The organism is Spirosoma gilvum (genome assembly GCF_054776815.1).
Genome location: NZ_BAAHBH010000005.1, coordinates 98,977 through 119,990 on the forward strand (window position 1 = coordinate 98,977; position 21,014 = coordinate 119,990).

Below are 21,014 nucleotides of genomic sequence, written 5' to 3' on the forward strand. Positions count from 1 at the left end.
CGCTATGCGCCATGTAACCGGTGGTTTATTGCTGGCTCTGCTAGTATCAGCCTGCAAAACAACCACACCCGTTGTTCAGCAAACACCCCCAAAGCCAGTCATTTTGACCCTGGGCAACAAGACCTTTACGACCGATGATTTTTTTCAGTCGTTTACCAAAAATCAGCTTTCAGCCGACTCTGCCCAACGAACCGACATCAAAGAGTATTTCGATTTATACACGAATCTGAAGCTAAAGGTACTGGCTGCGGAAGCCGAAGGCCATGATACGACCGAAGCCTTTCGGGAGGAAATGGCGACTTACCGGAAGCAACTGGCTCAGTCGTATTTAACCGATAAATTACAGGTTGAATCGCTGGCGGCCGAAGCCTATCAACGAATGCAGCAGGATGTTAACGCTCAGCACATCCTGCTTTCTGTATCGGAAGATGCGCCCCCGGCCGATACCCTGGCGGCCTACCAGAAAGCTGTATCGCTCCGCCAGCAGGCAGTGGCCGGAACCGATTTCGCTCAGCTCGCCCGCGACAATTCGCAGGATGCTGCTACGGCACAAAAAGGTGGCAGTCTGGGCTACGTCCCTGTCTTCGACGTAGTTTATCCGTTGGAAACCGCCATTTACACTACGCCCGTCGGGAGTATTTCGCAGCCCGTTCGAACGCGGTTCGGTTATCATTTGATCAAAGTTAATGGTCGTCGGCCCAGTCGGGGTCGGGCGCGGGTAGCGCATATTCTGGTTCGCATCAGCCCGAGTGCCGATGAGGCTGGCCAGAAAGCGGCTCAGGAGCGTATCGATGCCGCTTATACCCGTTTACAAAAAGGCGAATCGTTTGAACTGGTCTGTCGTGAAGTGTCCGATGATGCCACCTCTAAAACCAATGGTGGCGTTTTACCGATGTTTGAGCCAGGCCGGTGGGTACCTGCGTTTGAAGATGCCGCTTTTTCGCTCATCAAACCAGGCGATTATTCGAAACCCGTTCGTACCAATTACGGCTGGCACATCATCAAGCTCATCGAACGCCGAGGCATTGACCCTTATACTATACTGGCCCCTTCGCTCCGACAACGCGTTACGACCGATAGTCGGGCCGAACTGCTTCGCCAAGCGACCATTCAGCGGCTACGCAAAGAGTACCCTGTCGAAGAAGCAAAAGCCATCCTTGATGCTACGCTTACGAAAGCCGACAGTAGCATACTGCGGGGGCAATGGCGCTATACCGAGCCGCTTGATCCATCTCTGCAAGGTAAAACGCTCGTGACCGTAGCTCGGCAGCCCTATACAGTCAACCAGTTTTTTGCCTATGTGCGGCAGCGGCAGCAACCCCAGCGGAATCCAGCCCTGGCTCCTACGCCTGCCACACCCGTTGATCGACTGGTTACAGGCTCTCCAATCGTTGCCATGCGTCGGCTGTATGATCGGTTTGTGGGCGATCAGTTGATGGCAACGGAAGAGGCTAACCTGGACAAAAAATCGGCTGAGTTTCGGGCGCTGATGAGCGAAATCCGCGATGGAGTTCTGCTTTCGCAAATGATGGAGCAGAACGTATGGGATCGTTCAATGAGCGATTCGACCGGGCAGCGGCAATATTTTGAACAGAATAAAGCCAAGTATCGCTTTCCGGAACGCGCCGTATCAACGATCGTAATCGCACAGAACGACAGTCTGTTAAAACAAGCGACTAGCCTGTTTAGCAGTCGTCCTCCTTACCAGCTTCGCCGGTCGGCGGCCCCGTTGTCGTTCACGAAAAATCAGACAACTCTGACGCCCCAACTGCGCGAAAGCCTGTTTGATGTGCTGGTGGTCATGAGTCGTAACCCCGATTATGTGGTTGAAGTGAGTGGTTCGCATGATGCTACCGAGACAGACACAGTCTCAGCTGGCCGGATTCGAAATGTGGTTACTTATCTTCAGAAAAACGGCGTAGCCCTGAGTCGAATTATGGAGAAAGATTATCAGGGAGCCCGTTCCGGCGTAGCCCGCGACGCTCAGCGAAACGTCACCTTCCAGTATTTTAGCAATTCGAAAGATGATGTGGTGCGTGTGCTTAACAGCCGGGCAGCCACAGTAACCCAACCGGCCGTAACGTTTACGGAAGGTGTTTTTGCAGAAGGTGTCAATCCTTACCTCGATGCTATCGACCAATGGAAAGTTGGCACCACTACCCTGCATCGGGACAATAAAGCCATTGCCGTGATCATCAGCCGGGTTGAACCCGCTCGTGCCAAGACATTTGCGGAAGCGCGTGGAACCGTCATTAACGAATACCAGACTCAACTCGAAAAACAGTGGCTTACACAACTCAAACAAGCCTATCCCGTTAAAGTAAACGAACAGGAGATCCAGCGGTTGGTGAAGTGAGCGAGGAGCGAGGAGCAGGGGGCATGGGGTGGAGTTTTCTCCTTGCCCCCTGCTCCTCGCTCCTCGCTCACTTCACCCTTAATTTTTCTTAAAACACAGGGCTATAGCGGTTCTGTGCGTATATTTGAGAATATGAAAAAAGTAATCAGCAGTGCGCTTCTTATTTTGACTGGCTGTTTTCTGACGGCTCCGTCCTTCGGGCAGGGTCAGGGTATTAGCCTCAACAAAATAATCGCCAAAGTCGACAATTACTATGTGCTGAAGTCCGACCTCGAAGAGGCTTACCAGTCCTATGTCGGACAAAATCAGACACCCCCTCAGAAATGCCAGTTGCTCGAAAGTCTGGTCATCAACAAGATGATGCTGGCCAAAGCCGAAATTGACTCGGTGGTGGTAGACGACAAGATCGTGGACAACGAACTCGATACCCGTATGCAGTATATGGCGCAGCAGTTCGGTTCCGAAAAGAATATCGTGGAAGCCTATGGCAAAAGTCTGGAAATGCTGAAAAGCGAGCTTCGCCAACAGGTAAAAGATCAGAAGGTCGTTCAGAAAATGCAGCAGAAAATTACGACCGACGTCAAAATCACTCCCCGCGAGGTTCGTAAGTTTTTCGAAACCATTCCGAAAGACAGCCTGCCCTATATGCCTGCCGAAGTAGAAGTAGGCCACATTGTCCGGTTTGCCAAACCCACCAAAGAGCAAAAAGAATCCCTACGCCAACGACTGCTTGACCTCAAAAAGCGAGTCGAGAATGGAGAAGATTTTGGCAAACTCGCCAAAGAAAACTCCGAAGACGTAAGCTCGGCTGAACGTAACGGGGATTTAGGATTCGCCAAACGGGGGATGATGGTCGCCCCGTTCGAAGGAGCCGCGCTCAAACTGAAACCCAACGAAATGTCGGATGTGGTTGAATCTGAATTTGGGCTTCACCTGATCCAATTGATTGAAACCCGTGGTGCTGAATACCACGCCCGACACATCCTGCTCCGTCCCGATTACAACCGCCTTGACCTGTCGGGCCCAACGCATTACCTCGACAGCCTACGGAATCTGCTCCAGATCGACTCGCTGAAATTCGACAAAGCCGCTAAAGATTTTTCGGAAGACAAATCCACGGCCGATGCAGGTGGCCTGATCCGTGATGCGCAATCGGGCTCCAGCCGGTTGGCGATGGATGGCACGATGGAATATGCGCTGTTTCAGATGCTCGATACCATGCAGGTAGGTGCCATTTCGAAGCCGCTGCCTTATCGGACGGAGGATGGCAAAAGCGCGGTACGGTTGTTGTACTACAAAAGTAAAATTGCTCCCCATACGGCCGATTACACGAAAGACTTTGAAAAGCTACAAACCATTGTGCTTCAGAATAAGAAAAACCGGGCTATCGACGACTGGTTCCGTAAATCGATTGCTGACGTGTATATCACCATTGACCCTGAGTTTCATGGCTGTCGAATATTCGGCACGACCCAAAATAGTGCAGCCAGTATTGGGGGGAATTAATTTTGAATGATAGAATGATAGAATTATTGAATAATGATTTCATTACAACAATTCTATCATTCTATCATTCAGTCATTCTAAACTAACTTTTATACCTGTGCCTTACTCATCCGATGTTGCGGCTGCCGAAGCCCTTACCAATTCGTATCAGAAGCTCAAAAGTGAAATCTCCAAAGTTGTTATCGGTCAGGACGAGACGGTACGGCTGCTGCTAACGGCCATCTTCTGTCAGGGGCACTGCCTGCTGGTGGGTGTTCCGGGACTGGCTAAAACACTGCTGATTCAAACCATTGCCAGTGCATTGGACCTTGATTTTAATCGGATTCAGTTTACACCCGACCTGATGCCATCGGATATTCTGGGTTCGGAAACACTGGACCAGGAGCGCAACTTCAAATTTATTAAAGGGCCCGTTTTCGCCAACATCATTCTGGCCGATGAGATTAACCGGACTCCGCCTAAAACCCAGTCGGCTTTGCTCGAAGCCATGCAGGAATATGCGGTGACCATTGCCGGACAAAAATATAACCTGGGCCGTCCTTTCTTCGTGCTGGCGACCCAGAACCCCATTGAACAGGAAGGTACGTATCCACTGCCTGAAGCCCAGTTGGACCGGTTCATGTTCAATATTTACCTCGATTATCCGTCGTATCAGTCGGAGCTGGACATCGTAAAAAGCACAACTTCCGATACTAAATACGATGTAAAGCGGGTGATTACCGGCGAAGAAATCCGGGAGTACCAGCATCTTGTACGTCGGGTACCCGTAGTCGACAATGTGGTCGAATATGCGGTTAAACTGGTACACAAAACCCGCCCCAATACTGAACTGGCCTCTTCTGATGCCAACCAATATCTTGAATGGGGTGCTGGCCCACGGGCATCGCAGGCACTAATTCTGGCGTCTAAATGTAATGCCCTGCTCAACGGCAAATACTCACCCGACATCGAAGATGTGAAAGCCGTGGCCCTGCCGATTCTCCGTCACCGGGTCGTTCGGAACTTCAAAGCCGAAGCGGAAGGTATTTCAGTCGAGCAGTTGATCAAGCGGTTATTGTAAAATAAGGAGAAGGGATAAAAGGAAAAAGGAGAAAGGAGCTTACGCTGGCATTCCTTTCTCCTTTTTCCTTTTATCCCTTCTCCTCTTCTTTCTTATTCGTTTTCCCTAGATAATCACTATCGCCTTCGCCCATACCGGTCGACTGATCATCGACACCGGTTGGTTTAACATCCTCGGTTTTCTCGCCAACCAGAACGGTCTTCTTTCCGGTTTTTATATCCTGGTCTATGTCCTGCAAATTATCCTGACGATCCATAACGCATATTGGTTTGTTAATACATTCGGCCTATATAATGGCCTGATTTAACAACCGCGCTTCATCAGAATAGTTATCGGAAATTAGCTTTTGAGCCGCCAGATAGCGTTCGCATCAATGGAAATGCGTATCGGCTCATTGACTTGTAGGTCGGCGCGACGGGTAAGCATGCGTAGCGATAGATAGCGCGATACCTGCACATCCAACTCGTAGTGACTGCCTTTAAAAAATATAGCCCGTACCGTCCCTAACACACCCTGCTCATCAAGTCGAACTTGCTCAGGACGCAGGCAGATCATCTCTTCCGAATTCTCCGGTTCCGGGAAACCAAATACTGGCAAATACTTCGCTTTAAAGACATTGGCTAACCCAGTCATGCGTGCTGCATTGGATGTGGTCGGCTGGTGATACACGGTTACGGGCGACCCTGATTGAATGAGTTTGCCATCGCGTAAAATGCCGAGCGTATCGGCCAGCGAAAGCGCATCCGACGCATCATGGGTGACAAACAGACAGGCCGTCTGTTCATGACGAACCAGGTCGAATAAAAGGTCACGAACGATAAGCCGATTGGGCAGATCGAGGTGACTGAATGGTTCATCCAGCAGCAGCACAGCAGGCTTATCGGCAATGGCGCGGGCGATGGCTGTCCGTTGCTTTTCGCCACCCGACACCTGACGCGGAATCCGATCCTGCACCTCCGTCAGGCGGCAAAGCTTTAGGAGCTGATCGATCCGGAAATCACGATAGGTTTTCTCGAAGAAGCGCAGGGCGTAGGCAATATTTTCCCGAACCGATACATTCGGCATGAGTTGATACTCCTGATGCACCAGCCGGATGTCGTCGTGGCCAGGAACCAGTTTCTCTGAAGGCCCTACCACCCGCTCACCATTCAGGTATACCTCACCTGCATCGGCATCCGACAATCCGGCTAATACATTCAACAAGCTACTTTTGCCCGAACCACTAGCCCCAACCAACGCCATAATTCGGCCGGGTTCCAACGTGAGTGAAACCTGACGAACAGCAACGACATCCGCGTACGTTTTGGTGAGTTTTGTGGCAGTGAGCATTCAGTTGGGGCCAAGCAAAGCTTGGCCCTGACATCAGAAAATAAAGTTTGTACTTAAGAACTCTGATTTGTGCCCCTGTACAATATCGTTCAGGATCGTCTTGTTGGTTCCGGTATCTTTCGTCGCCACCGCCGACCGAATTGAAAACGACCGCAGGGCATCTTCAACGGAGAGCGTTCCTTCGGCCGAATCTTTCCGGCCGGTAAAGGGGAACGTATCGGGTCCACGCTGGCATTGGGCATTGATATTGACGCGGCTCACCAGATTCACCAACGGGTCAATCAGTTTGGCAATGGCATCGGTATCGGTTCCGAAAATACTGGCCTGCATCCCATGGTCGTCGGTGATCAGGTACTGAATAAACTCTTCTTCGTCGGTATATGACACGACAGGAATGACCGGCCCAAACTGCTCTTCGCGGTATAGCCGCATTCCTTCGCGAACGGGATAGACCACGGCTGGCCGGAACAGCGACGCTTCCGTTTCGCCACCACCTTCGTTCACAATAGAAGCCCCACCAGCCTGCGCATCGGCAATAATATCGGCCAGGTATTGTGTCTTGTTCGGTTCGGGCAATGGGGTAATCTGTGAACCGGGTGTCCAGGGCATACCTGGTTTCAGTTTACTCACGGCGGGTCCAAATCGTTTCAGGAATTCATCGACGATTGACGCATGCGCCCAGATAATTTTGATAGCCGTACACCGTTGCCCGTTAAACGATAACGTTCCCAGCAGGCATTCGCTCACGGCCACATCCAGATCAGCATCGGGCAGGATGATTGCGGCATTTTTGGCATCCAGGCTCATGATCGACCGTAGCCGGTTCAGTTTGGGGTGCTGGCGTTGCAATTCATCCGCAACCCGGCTAGAGCCGATCAGCGTCAGCACGTTCACTTTACCTGATTGCATTACGGGCGGCACTACATTGGCTCCGCGTCCATACAGCGAATTCACAACGCCTTTGGGAAAACTGGTACGGAACGCTTCGAGCAGCGGGTAATGCAATAGCGAACCATGCTTAGGGGTTTTGAACAGGATGGTGTTTCCCATCAAAATGGCTGGAATCAGCGTCGTATAGGTCTCATTCAACGGGTAATTGAAGGGACCCATCGCCAGCACAACCCCCAGAGGGGACCGACGAACCTGCCCAATGATTCCTTCCTCAATCCGAAACCGCGACGAGTTGCGATCCATATTCTTGAGCGTATCGACGGTATCGTAAATGTATTTTACCGTTCGGTCGAACTCTTTGGTCGCGTCGGCCAGATTCTTACCTATTTCCCACATGATCAGGTTCACAACCAGCTTTCGTTGCTCCAGCATTTTACCCACAAAGGTTTCCATGCAGGCAATCCGGTCGGCTACGCCCATTTGCGGCCATTCACCCCGGCCATTATCGTAGGCAGAAACGGCAGCATCTAAGGCTTCGAGGGCCTCTTTTTCGCCCGTTACCGGGAAGCTTCCGACTAGTTTTCGCTGTAAGGTACCATCGGCTGCGGGTATGCAGACAGGTGAATACACCTCCGATACGGGCCCGTCCCATTGCCGCATTTCACCATTGAGCAGATACTCGCGCTGGTGAATGGGTTCAATCCGATACTCGGCTGGAATTTGATCGTCGGTCGGGAATAGCCCGGCCAGTTGTGAATCGTTCATGAGCAGAATCAGGTTGAAAATCAAACGGCGGCAAACGTCGGTATTTAGTGACCAAATTCCAACCCGACAAAAAACAAAATGGCCGCTGAAGGTGCTGAAATCGGAAATCTTAATCGGGAATTAAGCCAATTAAAACGTTAATCTTTATCGGGATTGCCCTTTCTAAGCGCTCAACAGCCTACTTTCCCTTACTCTTTTTCACGCGACTCATCCATAAAGTACCTGGTCTAAGTCAGGCAGAGTAATGGAAATTAATCACGACTTACTCCTATCGCTGGGCTTTCTCAAATTGCCCAATCGAAAATCGGGATACATCTATAAAGGTGTTGCCGGTCGGCTCTTACCGGAAGATGGTACGTTTATCTTTTATGATTTCAATCCGGCTATTCGCACCAAAGATGAGCTCCTATTTATGATGATGGCCATCGACTACCGGCAACGACTGGAAGACCAGGCCTACTGACGCGAAGAGTCTACGGGCCATGCGATAATGGCCCGCACAGTTTGGCCGACTATGGCCTAAAGCGGCTGTACGCTTTTCAGGTTCAGCTTATTATCGAACACGAACATCTTTTCGTTGATGCTTAGGCTACCCAGGTTGTTTTTGGCCCGGTACTTTACCTTCACAATAATGTAGGCCCGCTTGGGATCGACCCGGCCAAAATCGGCCTCTTCCCGAATAATCTCTAAACTCGACGGATCACGCACGATCGTTTTGAGGTACTCTTCGGCCGTCATTTTGGCATCCAGCAACTCTTCATGCCGAATCTGACTATCAAACAGAATCCTGGTGGTATACCCATCCGGTTCCTGATGTACGAACGCGTTCGACGTCATTGGCTCAATAGCCGAAGCGGGTAAACCACAGCCATAGGAAGCTGTGGCGAAGGTACTTACGATAATGGCGAGAGGTAAAATTTTAGTAGACATAAGACGGCTCCGATTAGATACACTCGCGACAAAATTGCCTAACAAGTAATTTACTGGCTTAGCCAAATATACATACTACGATTTAATAAACTGGACAGTATTGACCACTTATCTTCATCAAATTAGGCAGTGGTCCATCATTGAATCGCGTTTTCACTTTCTCAGTATGCAGTGTAATCATCAATTTAAAGTCAGCTGATATATCTAGGCCAGGCAGGCAAGCTAAGATTTTACCTTTACTAGAGTTTAAAATCCTCTCACTTTAGCAAGTAAGTAAATTGAGGTTTAGGTATTTTGTGTCTGCCCGTCGGGGTTACAAAAAATACCAGCATTCAGTATAATTCTGCGTGATTGCTTATTTAACCTTTCAATCAATTAATTCACTATAGAATAGCTAAGAGGCCGTTCACCTCAACCGATTAATTTTTTGGGTAAACGGCCTCAAAATCACTCAGGAAATTTTGTACGGGTAGTAGGACCTTGCAATAGTTCTAAGCCGTTCGATCTCGCGGTCAAACTCTCCCTTAATCAGGAGATAATATAGGTTATCAATTATTGGCTTCCCTCGCTCAACCACCAGTAGTTCAATAACCTGCTTTTTCCAGTCACAGAGAAATAACAAAGCATCGTGTTTATACGGTATAACCGGGTTTGGTTTTCCGTCGCTCAGCCGATCTTTACCGTTAGGATAGCCGTAACAGAATCTATTAAACTCAACACCTTCAAAGTAAAGACTAGTCAGGTTTTGCTTGCCATCAACTAAGGCATAGGTTGCCCGTCGTTTGCTGCTGGCCTTTACAATCTCATTAGCTGAAACGAGATAGAAAAACAGCATTCCATTTTTGCGTTGGAATTGAGTTAAAAGCGCATGTCCATTAGGGTTATACACTGCGGTACAATCTAGCCGATTAGGGCTTTTGAAGCCATTGAGTGTTCTAATTTCCTCAGCTAAAACCTCAAAGCGGTAGTAAGCAGTTATATAGCTCATCTGCTCACCCCTCCTTTTTTAGCTAGATTAGTAGCCGGATAAGTTGTAGTCTTCGACCCAATTTCTTCAGAGATTTGCTTCCGCTGAGCTTCCAACTCAGTATTACTCCAATAGATGGTTTTACCCTGTCTAGGATAAAAGGTAGTTCTATTTCCTGAAGCTATTTTGTAAAGATAGTACTTACTTATACCTGAGCAGGCAGAGTACAGCCCTAAGGTTAGGGTTTCTTTCTGCACGGCTAATAACCTTTTAATTTGGGTCATTATTTGCCCATATTCTCGTAATTGCAGGCTAAGCTTAGCCCCGCTCGTTGTGTTTATATCCATCTTCCAGACGGTTTAAAACGTGTGAAAAAATGGACTTGCAAGCCCGGTTACCTAAAGTATTGTTATAACGAGAGCAAAGAAATTAAACAAACCCAGACAGATAGGAAATTCGGGTACACGACTATCAATGTTTTGATGCATATTCATCTCCGTAAAACTTTAACTTTTTTAAGACAAAATCCACTTTTTCCTTTTCTCTTAGCTTGCTTTTTCCAGAGGTAATATTATGGAGATTTGTTGTAGAATTGCTAAAATTCAGTCTATTACCATGCTTCGTAATAACTTTTCTATATTTACTTAATGTAATATGCCAACGGTAGTTTAATATGTACTTTTCTAAGAATAACCTATGAAAAAAAATATATCAAGGTTGCGGTCCCCGCTTTCCACTCAAAATCCCTATATTGAGATGTGGTATCACTGGTAAAAAAATATTCAAACTGCCAAATATGTAAGCTTTTTGAAATAAGTCCTATCCTTTTAAGCGTCTTTAAAAGATATGCAAGTTGTTGATGGGACATAGAACAGTTAAAACTTCCAGCATGATAAATATATACTCCATTAAAGCACGTACCTCTAAGTGCGTATCTTTCACCAATATGCCATATATTCTCCAACAGACGACGAGCAACAAACTTTACCTTTATAATGTAAAGCAATTGTTGCACTTCTGTTAGTTCATTAAAACTATTGGGGATCAAGTCATATTCATTTAGGGCAAAACGTATTGGCCCACGTTTTGAATACGCTAATAAATTGTCTATCAACCGATTTAGGTTAGTAGAGAAATATGATTGATTAGGAGAGGAATAATAAGCAATGTCATTAACCTCTCGCCAAAGACTGTTGTAAAGTGCTTTTTTGGCGTTGTAATCTAAGAATCTAAATTTATCCTCTAATTCTTTTACCTTATGACTTAAAAAGTCTGCTCTTGCATTTGGTGTTGCAATTGCACGATAAATAGCAAAACGGCTGTTAATGCTTGCCTCTATTTTCACACCATACCCTGATATAAATCCATTATTCATCATTCTATTCCTATAGAACTGTTAATAAGGTCTTGTTCGAAAGCATTTACTATGCGTACCTGCTATTATTTATAAGAGGAAACAGGGATGTTCTCTTAAGCAGAGTAGGCACTGTTTATATCTGCAGAATAAAATTTTAGGTGCCTATCGGCTCTATCTTACTTTGGTAGCGAACAGCTACTAATTATTCTTTTACGCTATTTTTTTAGGGTAAGTTACTAATTATCAGGCAATATTCGAGAAAAGGGATTGAGAGACCAATACAGAAAACACGCAAATGGAAAGCATTAAAACACAAAAGCCGCTGATGATCAGCGGCTTTTACTAATACTTCTAGTACCGGGAGCCGGACTCGAACCGGCATGTCCTTGCAGACAATGGTGTTTGAGACCATCGCGTCTACCGATTCCGCCATCCCGGCATCTGGAACCGTTCGCCGTTGCCGACGATGCGTTTGTCAAACGTGGGTGCAAAAATAGATCGCTGGCGCGTGTTTTGCAAATAAAAAATAAAAAGATACTTTGCCGACCACCCACTCCACAGCCTAGCAGAAGTCAAACGAAACCTGTAGATTTACAATTGCACACATTTGCATTTGTTATGCCTTCCTCGTTCTCAACGATTCCTTTAACCCCTTCGCTGCCCCTACTCACGACCATACTCGATCAGTCACCCTATGGCGTGATTGCGTATGAGGCCATACGAGACGCAACTGGTGCCATTGTCGATTACCAGACAATTTACTATAACCAGCAGGTACTCGCCATTACGGGACATACCCATGAGCAAATGGCTCAACAAACCCTGTTTGAGCGAGCCCCCTACATGCGCGACCATGCCGACGACCTGCGCCGGATAGTTGACGAACAGATACCATATGAAGTGGATGAGCTGCTACCGACAAAAAATCGCTGGTTCCTGTTCGATAACCGGCCACTGGATAATGGCTTCTTTACGACCGTTATCGACATTGACGACAATAAACGGGCGCAGCAGCAACTGAGTCAGCAGCAGCAATTGTTGCATGGCGTTATTAATGCAACCGACAACTTCATCACGTATTGTGAAACAGTACGCAATGAGCAGGGTGAAATCGTCGATTTCATTTACCGACTGACCAACCGGTTCCTGACGCAACGGTCCGATACAACGGCCGAGCAGATCATCGGCCATCGTATGACGACCTACTTCCCGAGTGTCAAACAGATAGGCTTGTTTCAGCGATTTGTGGAGGTTGTCAGAACGGGCAAATCGGAAAGTTTTGAATTCCATTACCAGGCCGATGGCTACGATGCCTGGTACCTGATCTCGACCGCTCCCTTAAAAGATGGTATCGTTTTGTCCTTTAAGAATATTTCAGCCCTGAAACAGACTTCGGTCCAGCTTCAGAAACAAAATGAGCTGGTCGAAGGCGTACTTAGTGCATCAGACAATGGCGTTATTGTGTATAAAGCCCTCTGCGACGAAGCCGACAACTTGATCGATTTTCAGGTCGTGCTGATCAATGACGCAGCGCTTGCCTTTTCAGGCTTCCAACGCCATAAGGTTATTGGGAGCTTAGTGACTGACTTGTTTCCTGATTCGAAACAGAAAGGCATGTGGCACCAGTATGAGTCGACCTATAAAACAGGGGAAACTTTCCGGGGCCGCCACTACTACCCTAACTTGAACAAGTGGTTTGATGTAACGATCAGTAAACTGGACGACCGGCTGGTAGCTACCCTCAACGACATCAGTCAACTGTACCTGGCCACGCAGCAACTACAGGAACAGGCCCATCTATTCGATGGCGTGCTATCCAATATCACCAATGGCTTATCGGTACTGGAAGCCGTCCGCGACGATTCGGGAGCGATTATCGATGTTCGCTATGTGCGCGTCAGTCAGGCCATTTTGAACGATACCGGTCTAGCAGCCGATCAGATCCTGGGCAAGGATATGGCCAGGCTGTTTCCGGGAGTTAAAAATACGCGTTACTGGTCTGCTTTTATGCAAGCCTTCGAAACCGGCGAGCCACAGCATTTCGACCTACTATATACTTTCGATGGGTTCGATAATTATACCGACAACTGGGTTACCCGTCTCGACGATAACCGGATTATTTCGATCTACTCCATCATCAACGAACAAAAACAGGCCGAAGCCCAGGCTCGTCAGCAGGCATCTCTGTTGCAGACAGTACTGGATAGCTGTCAGATTCCTATTGTTTTGTTCGAAGCCATTCGGGATTCTTCAGACCAGATTATCGATTTCCGGTATTTACTTCAGAACGATACCAACGCTCGATTAGTCGGCTTGCCCAATGCAAAGGAAACCAGCAGAACCATGCTTGAGGTATTGCCCAATCTGAAATCAACAGGCATTTTTGACGAATATGTCCGTGTTGTTGAGTCGGGCCAGCCTAGGCGTATAGAGCAGTATTTATCGGATGGTGCAGTGGATGGCTGGTTCGACATTTCTGTTGTAAAACAGGAAGACGGCATTGTCGTGACGGTCAACGACCTTACGCTCCTGCACCAAACGCTCCAGCGAGCCGAACAACTGGTCAACGACCTGAAACAGTCGAATCGCAATCTGGAGCAGTTTGCCTACATTGCCAGCCACGACATGCAGGAACCCCTGCGAAAAATTCAGTCGTTTGGCAATTTACTACTGGATTACTACAGCAGTTCGATCCCGGAAGAGGGGCAGAACATGCTTCGGCGTATGCAATCGGCGGCCGATCGAATGAGTCAGTTGATTCGGGATTTACTGGCTTATTCCCGGTTATCCATTGAGTTGGAACCCGCTAAACCCGTCAGTCTGCACCAAATTTTCCTGGAAATAAAAAGCGATCTGGAAATCACCATCCGGGAGAAAAACGCCCAGATTAACCTTGGTGATAGTTCCGTTACCAGTTGGCCCACACTAGCCGGAAACCATAGTCAATTGCGGCAGTTATTTCAGAACCTGTTGAGTAACTCCCTAAAATTTGTATCTCCCAACACAACGCCCATTGTTTCGGTACAGGTCCGTTCGGTCAATACGCATGAGCTTCCGGCCACCATTGTCAATCGAGCCAAGCGATCCTGGATTGCCATTGATATAGCCGACAATGGTATCGGTTTCGACGAAAAATACCGGGAACAGATTTTTCAGCTATTTGAGCGGTTACACGGTCGGAATGAGTATAACGGCACGGGAATCGGACTGGCCGTTTGCCGGAAAGTAGCCGAAAATCACGGTGGAGCCATTACCGTCCACAGCCAACCCGGCCAGGGCACAACGTTTACGGTGTATTTACCAGATAGCGAAAGAGCGAAAGAGTGAAAGAGCGACTGGCGTGGCACTCTTTCACTCTTTATTCATACCTCAATGCATCGATTGGGTCGAGTTTGGAAGCGCGTACGGCGGGGTATATACCGGCAAATAGACCTACGGATACGCAAACCACGATTCCCAGTCCCATCCAACCCCAGGGCACTACGAAACCGCCATTGCCCTGACTGATCAGACCGGCAATCAGGTTACCCACGCCTAAGCCCATGACGATACCACCCAAACCACCCAATATACAGATAACAATGGCTTCGATCAGGAATTGCTCGCGGATACGTTTGGGGGTAGCGCCCAGCGATTTGCGGATACCGATTTCTCGGGTTCGCTCCGTAACCGATACAAGCATGATGTTCAGCAGAGCAATAGACGCGCCCAGCAACGTAATAAATCCAATGCCAAATCCACCGATTCGCAGATAACCGCTGATGCTTTCGGTTTCTTTGGCCAGATCATCAGCCCGTTCAATTTCAAACGAGTCGGGTTGGCCCAGTGGGTCTCGCCGAACCAGACGCATGGTTCCCCGTGCCTCTTCTACGGCTTCGTCCTGACTGGCTACGGTTGGTGCCGACGCCGTTATATCGAACGACAATTTTCGATTTCCCGCCAGTGCCCGTGCATTCTCCAGTGGAATCAGGATCATCCGATCTTCGCCACCACCCGCAAAACCACCTTTCTTGTTGAGCACGCCAATCACTTTATATTGGGTTCCGAGCACCCGAATCGATTGATTTAGCGGGTTTATCTTTTTTTCAAATAACGTATTGGCCGTTTCGCTACCGATGATCGCTACATTCAGTGAGTTCTCCAGATCATTGGCCGTCAGGTTACGACCACTTTGGAGCGTAAATGCTTTTACGGTCAGGAAATTATCATCCCCTCCGATAAGCTGTACGTTTGGGTTGGTTTTCTTCGATCCAAACTTGGCCTGGGCAGCCCCCGCCACTACCGACGACACCGAAATAGTGGCCCCGTACGGAAAACGGCGCTTAAACTGAATGGCATCAAAATAATCGATGGGCGCATCCTGCCGTTGAACTCGCCCTCCCCGACGAAAGGCATCCTGCCGGGCCACAATGCTGAATGTATTGGCACCCAAGCCGGCAAAACTATCATTCACCGAATTCTGAAGCCCATCTATCGCCGTCAGAATGCCGACCAGCGAGGTAATCCCAATGGCAATGATGAGCGAGGTCAGAATCGTCCGAAGCCGGTTTCCAGCAATCGACCTGAGTCCTTCGCGTATGTTTTCAAGTAGGTTCATGAATTAGCATGGGGCATGGGGCACGGAGCATAGGGAAGAATTTGAACAATCCTCGCTCCCTGCTCCATGCCCCGTGCTTTTTTTGCACAATATTTGTGTATATTTCGTTATAGCAAAACTACCAAGAGCATTTTTAACTGGGAAACCAATGAAACGGCTGCTGTTACCGCTTATCCTAATTCTGGGTCTGACGAGTCATGTCTGGGCCTCTAAAATCCTGATTCCGATGGACGATGCCCAAAAGAATCACCTCAAAGCCTACGGCATTGCCTATTGGGTTCTGAAAACACACGACACCGAAATCGACTGGCTGCTCAACTACCGGGGTGGCTCGTTTATGATGCCGCAATCACAGGCTTTCATCAACGAAATGGTGATTCGGGGAGTTAGCTACGAAGTCATTTCCGACGCTCAATCGGCCCAGATATTGTCTGAAATTGCGGCTGCCGATGCTAATATGGATGCTGTCAAGCTTCAAAAACCACCCAAAGTAGCCGTCTATTCGCCCAAGACCAAGCAGCCCTGGGATGATGCGGTAACGATGGTGATGACCTATGCCGAGATTCCGTACGATGTGATTTTCGACGAGGAAGTAATGAACGCCAAGCTACCTGAATACGACTGGCTACACCTTCACCATGAGGATTTTACGGGACAGTATGGCAAATTTTTCCACTTTAAGGACCAGCCCTGGTACATCGCGCAAAAGCGTGAAGCGGAAACCATCGCCCGAAAATTTGGCTTCACGAAAGTGCCCCAGCTCAAACTGGCCGTATCCCAGAAAATCCGTGAATTTGTCCTTGGTGGCGGCTATCTGTTTGCCATGTGCAACGCCACCGACACCTACGACATTGCTCTGGCGGCTCATAACACCGATATTGTCGATTCGTTCTACGATGGTGACCCGGCCGACCCAAATGCGAACAGCAAGCTGGATTATGGTCAAACGTTTGCCTTCCGAAACTTTCAGGTGTACACCAACCCCTACCTGATCGAGTTCTCCAACATCGACAATCAGCCCGAAGAACGTGGTCTGAGCGAGCATAACGATTACTTCACACTATTCCAGTTCTCGGCCAAGTACGACCCTATCCCAACTATGCTGACGCAAAATCACCAGAACGTCATCAAAGGATTTATGGGCCAAACGACTGCCTTTAAAAAGGCTTATATCAAACCAGAAGTCGTAATCATGGCCGAAAATCGCTCGGTGGGCGAAGCGCGGTATATCCATTCGCCGTATGGCCGTGGATTCTTCACCTTCTACGGTGGTCACGATCCGGAAGATTATCGGCATGAAATCGGTGAGGAGCCGACCGACCTCAACCTGCACCCCAACTCAGCCGGTTATCGTCTGATCCTGAACAATATCCTGTTTCCAGCAGCCAAGAAGAAGAAACAGAAAACGTAGGCCATGAATACGTTCACGGAGTCTCAGCGCTTTCAGCAGTGGTGGCTTTGGACGTTATTGGTTGGTGTACTATTGGTAACCACTGTACCGCTGGTAACGACGGATGCTGGTAAAGAACCTTTTGCCTGATTCGGGCCTGTTGTGGCTCTACTCGTCATGCTTCTGATCTATACCTGGCGGCTGGATACTCGTATCGATGAACAGGGTGTCCACTACAAAGAAGTCCCGCTGTTTTCCTGGCGAACCATTCCCTGGACTGACATTGAATCCGTTTCAAACGGTTAATTACTAAACCACTCATCCACCATCTCTTCTTTGCTTTTGCTTTCGAGCTTTCGTTCCAGATCGTCGGGGATTTTGGGAAAGAAATCAAGGCCCGTCAGTTGTTCGATCAGGTCAACGGGTACGACAAACTCTTTCAATGAATCCGAGGAGCCTTCATTGTTGAGCAGGAAGCCGATCATTCGAATCTCGGGCTTGTTGCAGTACAGAATTACCTTGTAAAACTTTTCCGGAACACTCACCTCCGTCGTTTTTCCGATAGTTGGCAGGCCAGGCTTCAACACGGGACCCGTAATAACATACAAGCCATTATCCCGACGCGCCCAGGTGCGTACCAGATTTTCAAGATCGCTCCAGATACCCCGGTTGAAATCCGGTGCCTGCGGGGTAATGTTGCTCATGTAAAATGTTTCGCGCATGATCCGCTGCGAAAACTTAAAGTCGCCAGCCGGAGCCAAGTGTCCCCGATCATAACCCGAACGTGTGTAGTCGGATGGTAACGCCGTTCCGTTTTCAACGGTAGGGTCCGGCTTGAACTGTTCGTTTTTGCGGTCGGCATCCCCTCGGGTCTCATAGGAGAGCAACGGATAAGCCACCCACTCCGCATCTTTATACTGATCGCGGTAGCTCAGCGTATAGCCTTCATGGCGGATCAATTCGCCATTCCATTTGGATGCAGGCAACAGAAAATCAGCCACTTTTTCAAAGTCGAACCGTTGATTACCCGATGAAGCTTCTGAAGGTGCATTGCCGTTATTATCACTCGCTTCACTGTCAGTAGAGCGCGATCGACCTCGTCTATCGGTAGCCACATCCGGTGATTCGGTAGGCTCAGGGGCCTTATATGGATTATCGGCTTTCCGCTCAGACCGGGAATGGCCTAGACCAATAATCTCCCGAACGTCGTTCCAGAAGGCAACCACCGGTTTCGTTTTCCCACCGTAATGCAGAAACAGGCCGATCAGGAAAAAGATAAACAGCGTTACAAGTGTATTTCCGCGCAATCGGAAGCCCCGGCGAGTGTAGTTTTTTGGTAAAAATCGAGGTTTGAAAAGCATAAGCCAAAGTTAAGTTTTTGTTTGATGTTTCATGTTGCGGTTCCTGCCAGGACTGATTTAATGACGAACCCGCGGCATCCCCGACGGAGAACCGCAACCTGAACCAGTGAACCTGGAACATGAAACGTCAAACGACTGTTAACCCGCTATGTCATCCCTGCATATTGTTGTTATTGGCGGTGGAGCAGCCGGTTTTTTCGGGGCTATCACAGCCGCCGAAGCTTTTCCCAATGCCACCGTCACGATTTTAGAGAAGAGCCGAACGGTGCTAAACAAAGTCCGTATATCGGGAGGTGGTCGCTGCAATGTTACCCATGCCTGCTTCGACAATAAAAAACTGGTCAAATATTATCCCCGTGGAGAAAAGCCCTTACGATCACTCCTGAATCAGTTCGATGCGACAGCCACCGTACGCTGGTTCGAGGAACATGGTGTTACTTTAAACACGGAAGCTGACGGCCGCATGTTTCCGTCGACCAATACCTCCGAAACTATTGTAACCTGCCTGTTGACCACTGCCCGACGACTGGGTGTTCAGGTTCTAACGAGTTGCGGTGTCTCGACGCTTACGCATACGATAGCGGGTGACGGTAAACCATTCTGGACCATAACCCTCCTGAACGATGAAGTGATACAGGCTGATCGGGTACTTATTGCGACCGGTGGGTATCCGCAACCAGCTTCTTACGACTGGTTTCCTGATCAAACTGACCCATTGATTTCGCCCGTACCTTCGCTGTTCACGTTTAACGTACCCGGAAGCTACCTATTGCCGTTAGCGGGGGTATCGGTTAGTGACGCAGCCGTCTCTATACAGGGCACGAAACAGGAACAACGTGGCCCCTTACTCCTAACACACTGGGGATTTAGCGGTCCGGCCATTCTTCGTTTATCGGCCTGGGCCGCTCGCGAACTAGCCGCTATGGAGTATCGATTTACGCTTCGTATCAACTGGGTACCTACCCTCAACGAGAACCAGTTACGCAATTCCCTTCAGGATTTCCGTCAGCAAAATGGTAAAAAGCAGGTATCGTCACAAAATCCATTTGGTTTACCGAATCGGTTATGGGACATTTTTGTGACGGAGTCAGGCATTACGGATATCCAGCGCTGGGCCGACTTACCAGCCAAATCTTTCAACCGATTGGTCGAACGACTCACCAACAGCCAGTTTCAGGTAGTTGGCAAAACTACGTTCAAAGATGAGTTCGTTACCTGTGGAGGCATTTCGATCGATAGCCTGAACCCACAAACACTTGAAAGCAGAGCGCAACCCGGTTTATTTTTCGCCGGTGAAGTCCTGGATGTTGACGGCATTACTGGCGGTTTCAACTTTCAGAATGCCTGGACAACGGGGTATGTAGTGGGGAAATATATTGGTCAGGAATAGTCAAGAATGGTCAAGGGTTGTCAGATATTGTCAGGAGTGGTCAAGAATAGTCAGAAATAGCCCAAAAGTAGCCAAAACAACACCTGACCACACTTGACCACTCCTGACTATTTCTGACAACCCTTGACCACTCCTGACTATTTCTAACCAAGTACCGCTCGTGCGGCCTCTTCGTCCTGTTTCAACTGGGCAACTAAGGCGGGTAGGCCGTCGAATTTTTGCTCAGGGCGCAGAAACTCTCGAAATTTCAGGGTCATGTGTTCCCCGTAAATGTCCTTGTCGAAATCGAAAATGTAGGTTTCGATGGTTTGATGGGTACCCGCTACCGTGGGGCGAAAGCCGATGTTGAGCATGCCCCCGAGGGTTTGTCCACCGTATTCCACATCAACAGCATACACCCCATTAGCAGGAACTAGTTTGGTTGGATCATCCACCTGCATGTTTGCCGTAGGAAAGCCAATCGTGCGACCTAACTGACGACCTTTCACGATTGTCCCCGTCAGGTTATACGCGCGCCCCAGCAGTCGTTGGGCCGTACGAACATTGCCTTCGTTCAGAGCGGCCCGAATCTTTGAGGAACTAACCCCTACGGCATCGACATCCTGACGAGGAATTTCTTCGACTTCAAAGCCGTACTCGCTCTGATGCGCCCGGATGTATTCAAAGCCCCCTTCGCGATCGCGACCAAACCGATGATCGTACCCAATCACGAGCTTCTTCGTCCCAATTTTATCGATCAGTATCTGGCGAATGTATTCTTCAGATGTCAGTTCGGAAAACGACCGGGTAAACGGAATAATCACCAGATGGTCGACACCTGCCTGATCGATGAGGTCAATTTTTTCGTCGAGGGTGGTCAGTAAGCGAAGATTCTGACTGTCGTTGGAAACAACCGTTCGCGGATGCGGCCAGTAGGTAATCAGTACAGACTCTCCCCCACTCGTTTGGGCTACTTCAGTTAGCCGGGCCAGAATCGTCTGATGGCCTAAATGAACCCCGTCAAACGTACCGCTGGTGACAACAGCATTGACTAAAGGTTGTATGTCGTTAAGACCTCTATAAATAATCATTTTCAATCGATAATCGTCAGTCGTCGGTCGATAGTTACCAATCGT

The 21,014-nt window shown here is 48.7% G+C and carries 19 protein-coding genes and 1 tRNA gene; 9 read left to right on the forward strand and 11 right to left on the reverse strand.

All coding sequences use genetic code 11. The annotated features are described in order from the left end of the window. Positions 1–4 precede the first annotated feature (4 nt). The 3 genes from ACYVFD_RS14535 (at position 5) to ACYVFD_RS14545 (ending at position 4,922) form a co-directional block, all read left to right on the forward strand. Complete coding sequence (locus ACYVFD_RS14535) at positions 5–2,356, forward strand: peptidylprolyl isomerase (RefSeq protein WP_461090901.1); 2,352 nt, start codon at positions 5–7, stop codon at positions 2,354–2,356. 132 nt (positions 2,357–2,488) lie between these two features. Continuing rightward, positions 2,489–3,862: a peptidylprolyl isomerase gene (locus ACYVFD_RS14540; RefSeq protein ID WP_461090902.1), complete on the forward strand. Its 1,374-nt coding sequence runs from the start codon at positions 2,489–2,491 to the stop codon at positions 3,860–3,862. A gap of 97 nt (positions 3,863–3,959) precedes the next feature. Then, complete coding sequence (locus ACYVFD_RS14545) at positions 3,960–4,922, forward strand: AAA family ATPase (protein WP_461090903.1); 963 nt, start codon at positions 3,960–3,962, stop codon at positions 4,920–4,922. A gap of 70 nt (positions 4,923–4,992) precedes the next feature. On the opposite strand, the gene ACYVFD_RS14550 is transcribed toward ACYVFD_RS14545, so the two are convergent. The 3 genes from ACYVFD_RS14550 to ACYVFD_RS14560 all read right to left on the reverse strand — a co-directional run bounded on the left by ACYVFD_RS14550 (position 4,993) and on the right by ACYVFD_RS14560 (position 7,907). Then, the gene (locus ACYVFD_RS14550; protein ID WP_461090904.1) at positions 4,993–5,178 is read right to left on the reverse strand and encodes a hypothetical protein; all 186 of its coding nucleotides are present in this window, start codon (positions 5,176–5,178) and stop codon (positions 4,993–4,995) included. An 83-nt stretch (positions 5,179–5,261) separates the two neighbouring features. Next, entirely contained in the window at positions 5,262–6,251 is a 990-nt protein-coding gene (locus ACYVFD_RS14555; RefSeq protein WP_461090905.1) for an ABC transporter ATP-binding protein, read from the reverse strand. Positions 6,252–6,284: 33 nt separating this feature from the next. Continuing rightward, positions 6,285–7,907 (reverse strand): NADP-dependent glyceraldehyde-3-phosphate dehydrogenase, encoded by a 1,623-nt coding sequence (locus ACYVFD_RS14560; RefSeq protein WP_461090906.1) that lies wholly within the window; start codon positions 7,905–7,907, stop codon positions 6,285–6,287. Positions 7,908–8,151: 244 nt separating this feature from the next. On the opposite strand from ACYVFD_RS14560, the gene ACYVFD_RS14565 reads away from it, so the two are divergent. Beyond that, on the forward strand, positions 8,152–8,370 hold the full coding sequence (locus ACYVFD_RS14565; RefSeq protein WP_461090907.1) for a hypothetical protein: 219 nt from the start codon (positions 8,152–8,154) through the stop codon (positions 8,368–8,370). A gap of 56 nt (positions 8,371–8,426) precedes the next feature. Here ACYVFD_RS14565 and ACYVFD_RS14570 read toward each other — a convergent pair whose 3' ends face one another. The 5 genes from ACYVFD_RS14570 to ACYVFD_RS14590 all read right to left on the reverse strand — a co-directional run bounded on the left by ACYVFD_RS14570 (position 8,427) and on the right by ACYVFD_RS14590 (position 11,600). Beyond that, entirely contained in the window at positions 8,427–8,837 is a 411-nt protein-coding gene (locus tag ACYVFD_RS14570; RefSeq protein WP_461090908.1) for a hypothetical protein, read from the reverse strand. A gap of 451 nt (positions 8,838–9,288) precedes the next feature. After that, a complete protein-coding gene (locus ACYVFD_RS14575; RefSeq protein WP_461090909.1) occupies positions 9,289–9,825 on the reverse strand; it encodes a hypothetical protein in 537 nt (178 codons plus the stop codon). Beyond that, positions 9,822–10,151: a hypothetical protein gene (locus tag ACYVFD_RS14580; RefSeq protein ID WP_461090910.1), complete on the reverse strand. Its 330-nt coding sequence runs from the start codon at positions 10,149–10,151 to the stop codon at positions 9,822–9,824. Before ACYVFD_RS14580 ends, ACYVFD_RS14575 begins: the two co-directional genes overlap by 4 nt. A gap of 347 nt (positions 10,152–10,498) precedes the next feature. After that, the gene (locus tag ACYVFD_RS14585; RefSeq protein WP_461090911.1) at positions 10,499–11,182 is read right to left on the reverse strand and encodes a hypothetical protein; all 684 of its coding nucleotides are present in this window, start codon (positions 11,180–11,182) and stop codon (positions 10,499–10,501) included. A gap of 334 nt (positions 11,183–11,516) precedes the next feature. Continuing rightward, positions 11,517–11,600: transfer RNA gene (locus ACYVFD_RS14590), tRNA-Leu, on the reverse strand. A 179-nt stretch (positions 11,601–11,779) separates the two neighbouring features. On the opposite strand from ACYVFD_RS14590, the gene ACYVFD_RS14595 reads away from it, so the two are divergent. After that, positions 11,780–14,488, forward strand: a complete 2,709-nt coding sequence (locus ACYVFD_RS14595) for a PAS domain-containing sensor histidine kinase (protein ID WP_461090912.1) — start codon at positions 11,780–11,782, stop codon at positions 14,486–14,488. Between the two features lie 31 nt (positions 14,489–14,519). Here the strand turns inward: ACYVFD_RS14595 and ACYVFD_RS14600 are convergent, their stop codons facing one another. Beyond that, positions 14,520–15,758, reverse strand: a complete 1,239-nt coding sequence (locus ACYVFD_RS14600; RefSeq protein ID WP_461090913.1) for an ABC transporter permease — start codon at positions 15,756–15,758, stop codon at positions 14,520–14,522. A gap of 148 nt (positions 15,759–15,906) precedes the next feature. Here ACYVFD_RS14600 and ACYVFD_RS14605 point away from each other — a divergent pair, with 148 nt between their 5' ends. From ACYVFD_RS14605 to ACYVFD_RS14615, 3 genes are read left to right on the forward strand one after another with little or no spacing between them, the layout of a single operon-like run. Next, the gene (locus ACYVFD_RS14605) at positions 15,907–17,169 is read left to right on the forward strand and encodes an asparagine synthetase B (RefSeq protein ID WP_461090914.1); all 1,263 of its coding nucleotides are present in this window, start codon (positions 15,907–15,909) and stop codon (positions 17,167–17,169) included. A gap of 3 nt (positions 17,170–17,172) precedes the next feature. Then, a complete protein-coding gene (locus ACYVFD_RS14610) occupies positions 17,173–17,298 on the forward strand; it encodes a hypothetical protein (protein WP_461090915.1) in 126 nt (41 codons plus the stop codon). A gap of 27 nt (positions 17,299–17,325) precedes the next feature. After that, positions 17,326–17,454: a hypothetical protein gene (locus ACYVFD_RS14615; RefSeq protein ID WP_461090916.1), complete on the forward strand. Its 129-nt coding sequence runs from the start codon at positions 17,326–17,328 to the stop codon at positions 17,452–17,454. Here the strand turns inward: ACYVFD_RS14615 and ACYVFD_RS14620 are convergent. Further along, positions 17,451–18,509, reverse strand: a complete 1,059-nt coding sequence (locus tag ACYVFD_RS14620; RefSeq protein WP_461090917.1) for a DNA/RNA non-specific endonuclease — start codon at positions 18,507–18,509, stop codon at positions 17,451–17,453. The genes ACYVFD_RS14615 and ACYVFD_RS14620 overlap by 4 nt on opposite strands. Before the next feature lie 148 nt (positions 18,510–18,657). Here ACYVFD_RS14620 and ACYVFD_RS14625 point away from each other — a divergent pair, with 148 nt between their 5' ends. Then, complete coding sequence (locus ACYVFD_RS14625) at positions 18,658–19,899, forward strand: BaiN/RdsA family NAD(P)/FAD-dependent oxidoreductase (protein WP_461090918.1); 1,242 nt, start codon at positions 18,658–18,660, stop codon at positions 19,897–19,899. A gap of 143 nt (positions 19,900–20,042) precedes the next feature. Here the strand turns inward: ACYVFD_RS14625 and ACYVFD_RS14630 are convergent, their stop codons facing one another. After that, a complete protein-coding gene (locus tag ACYVFD_RS14630; protein WP_461090919.1) occupies positions 20,043–20,969 on the reverse strand; it encodes a bifunctional riboflavin kinase/FAD synthetase in 927 nt (308 codons plus the stop codon). Between the last annotated feature and the right edge of the window lie 45 nt (positions 20,970–21,014).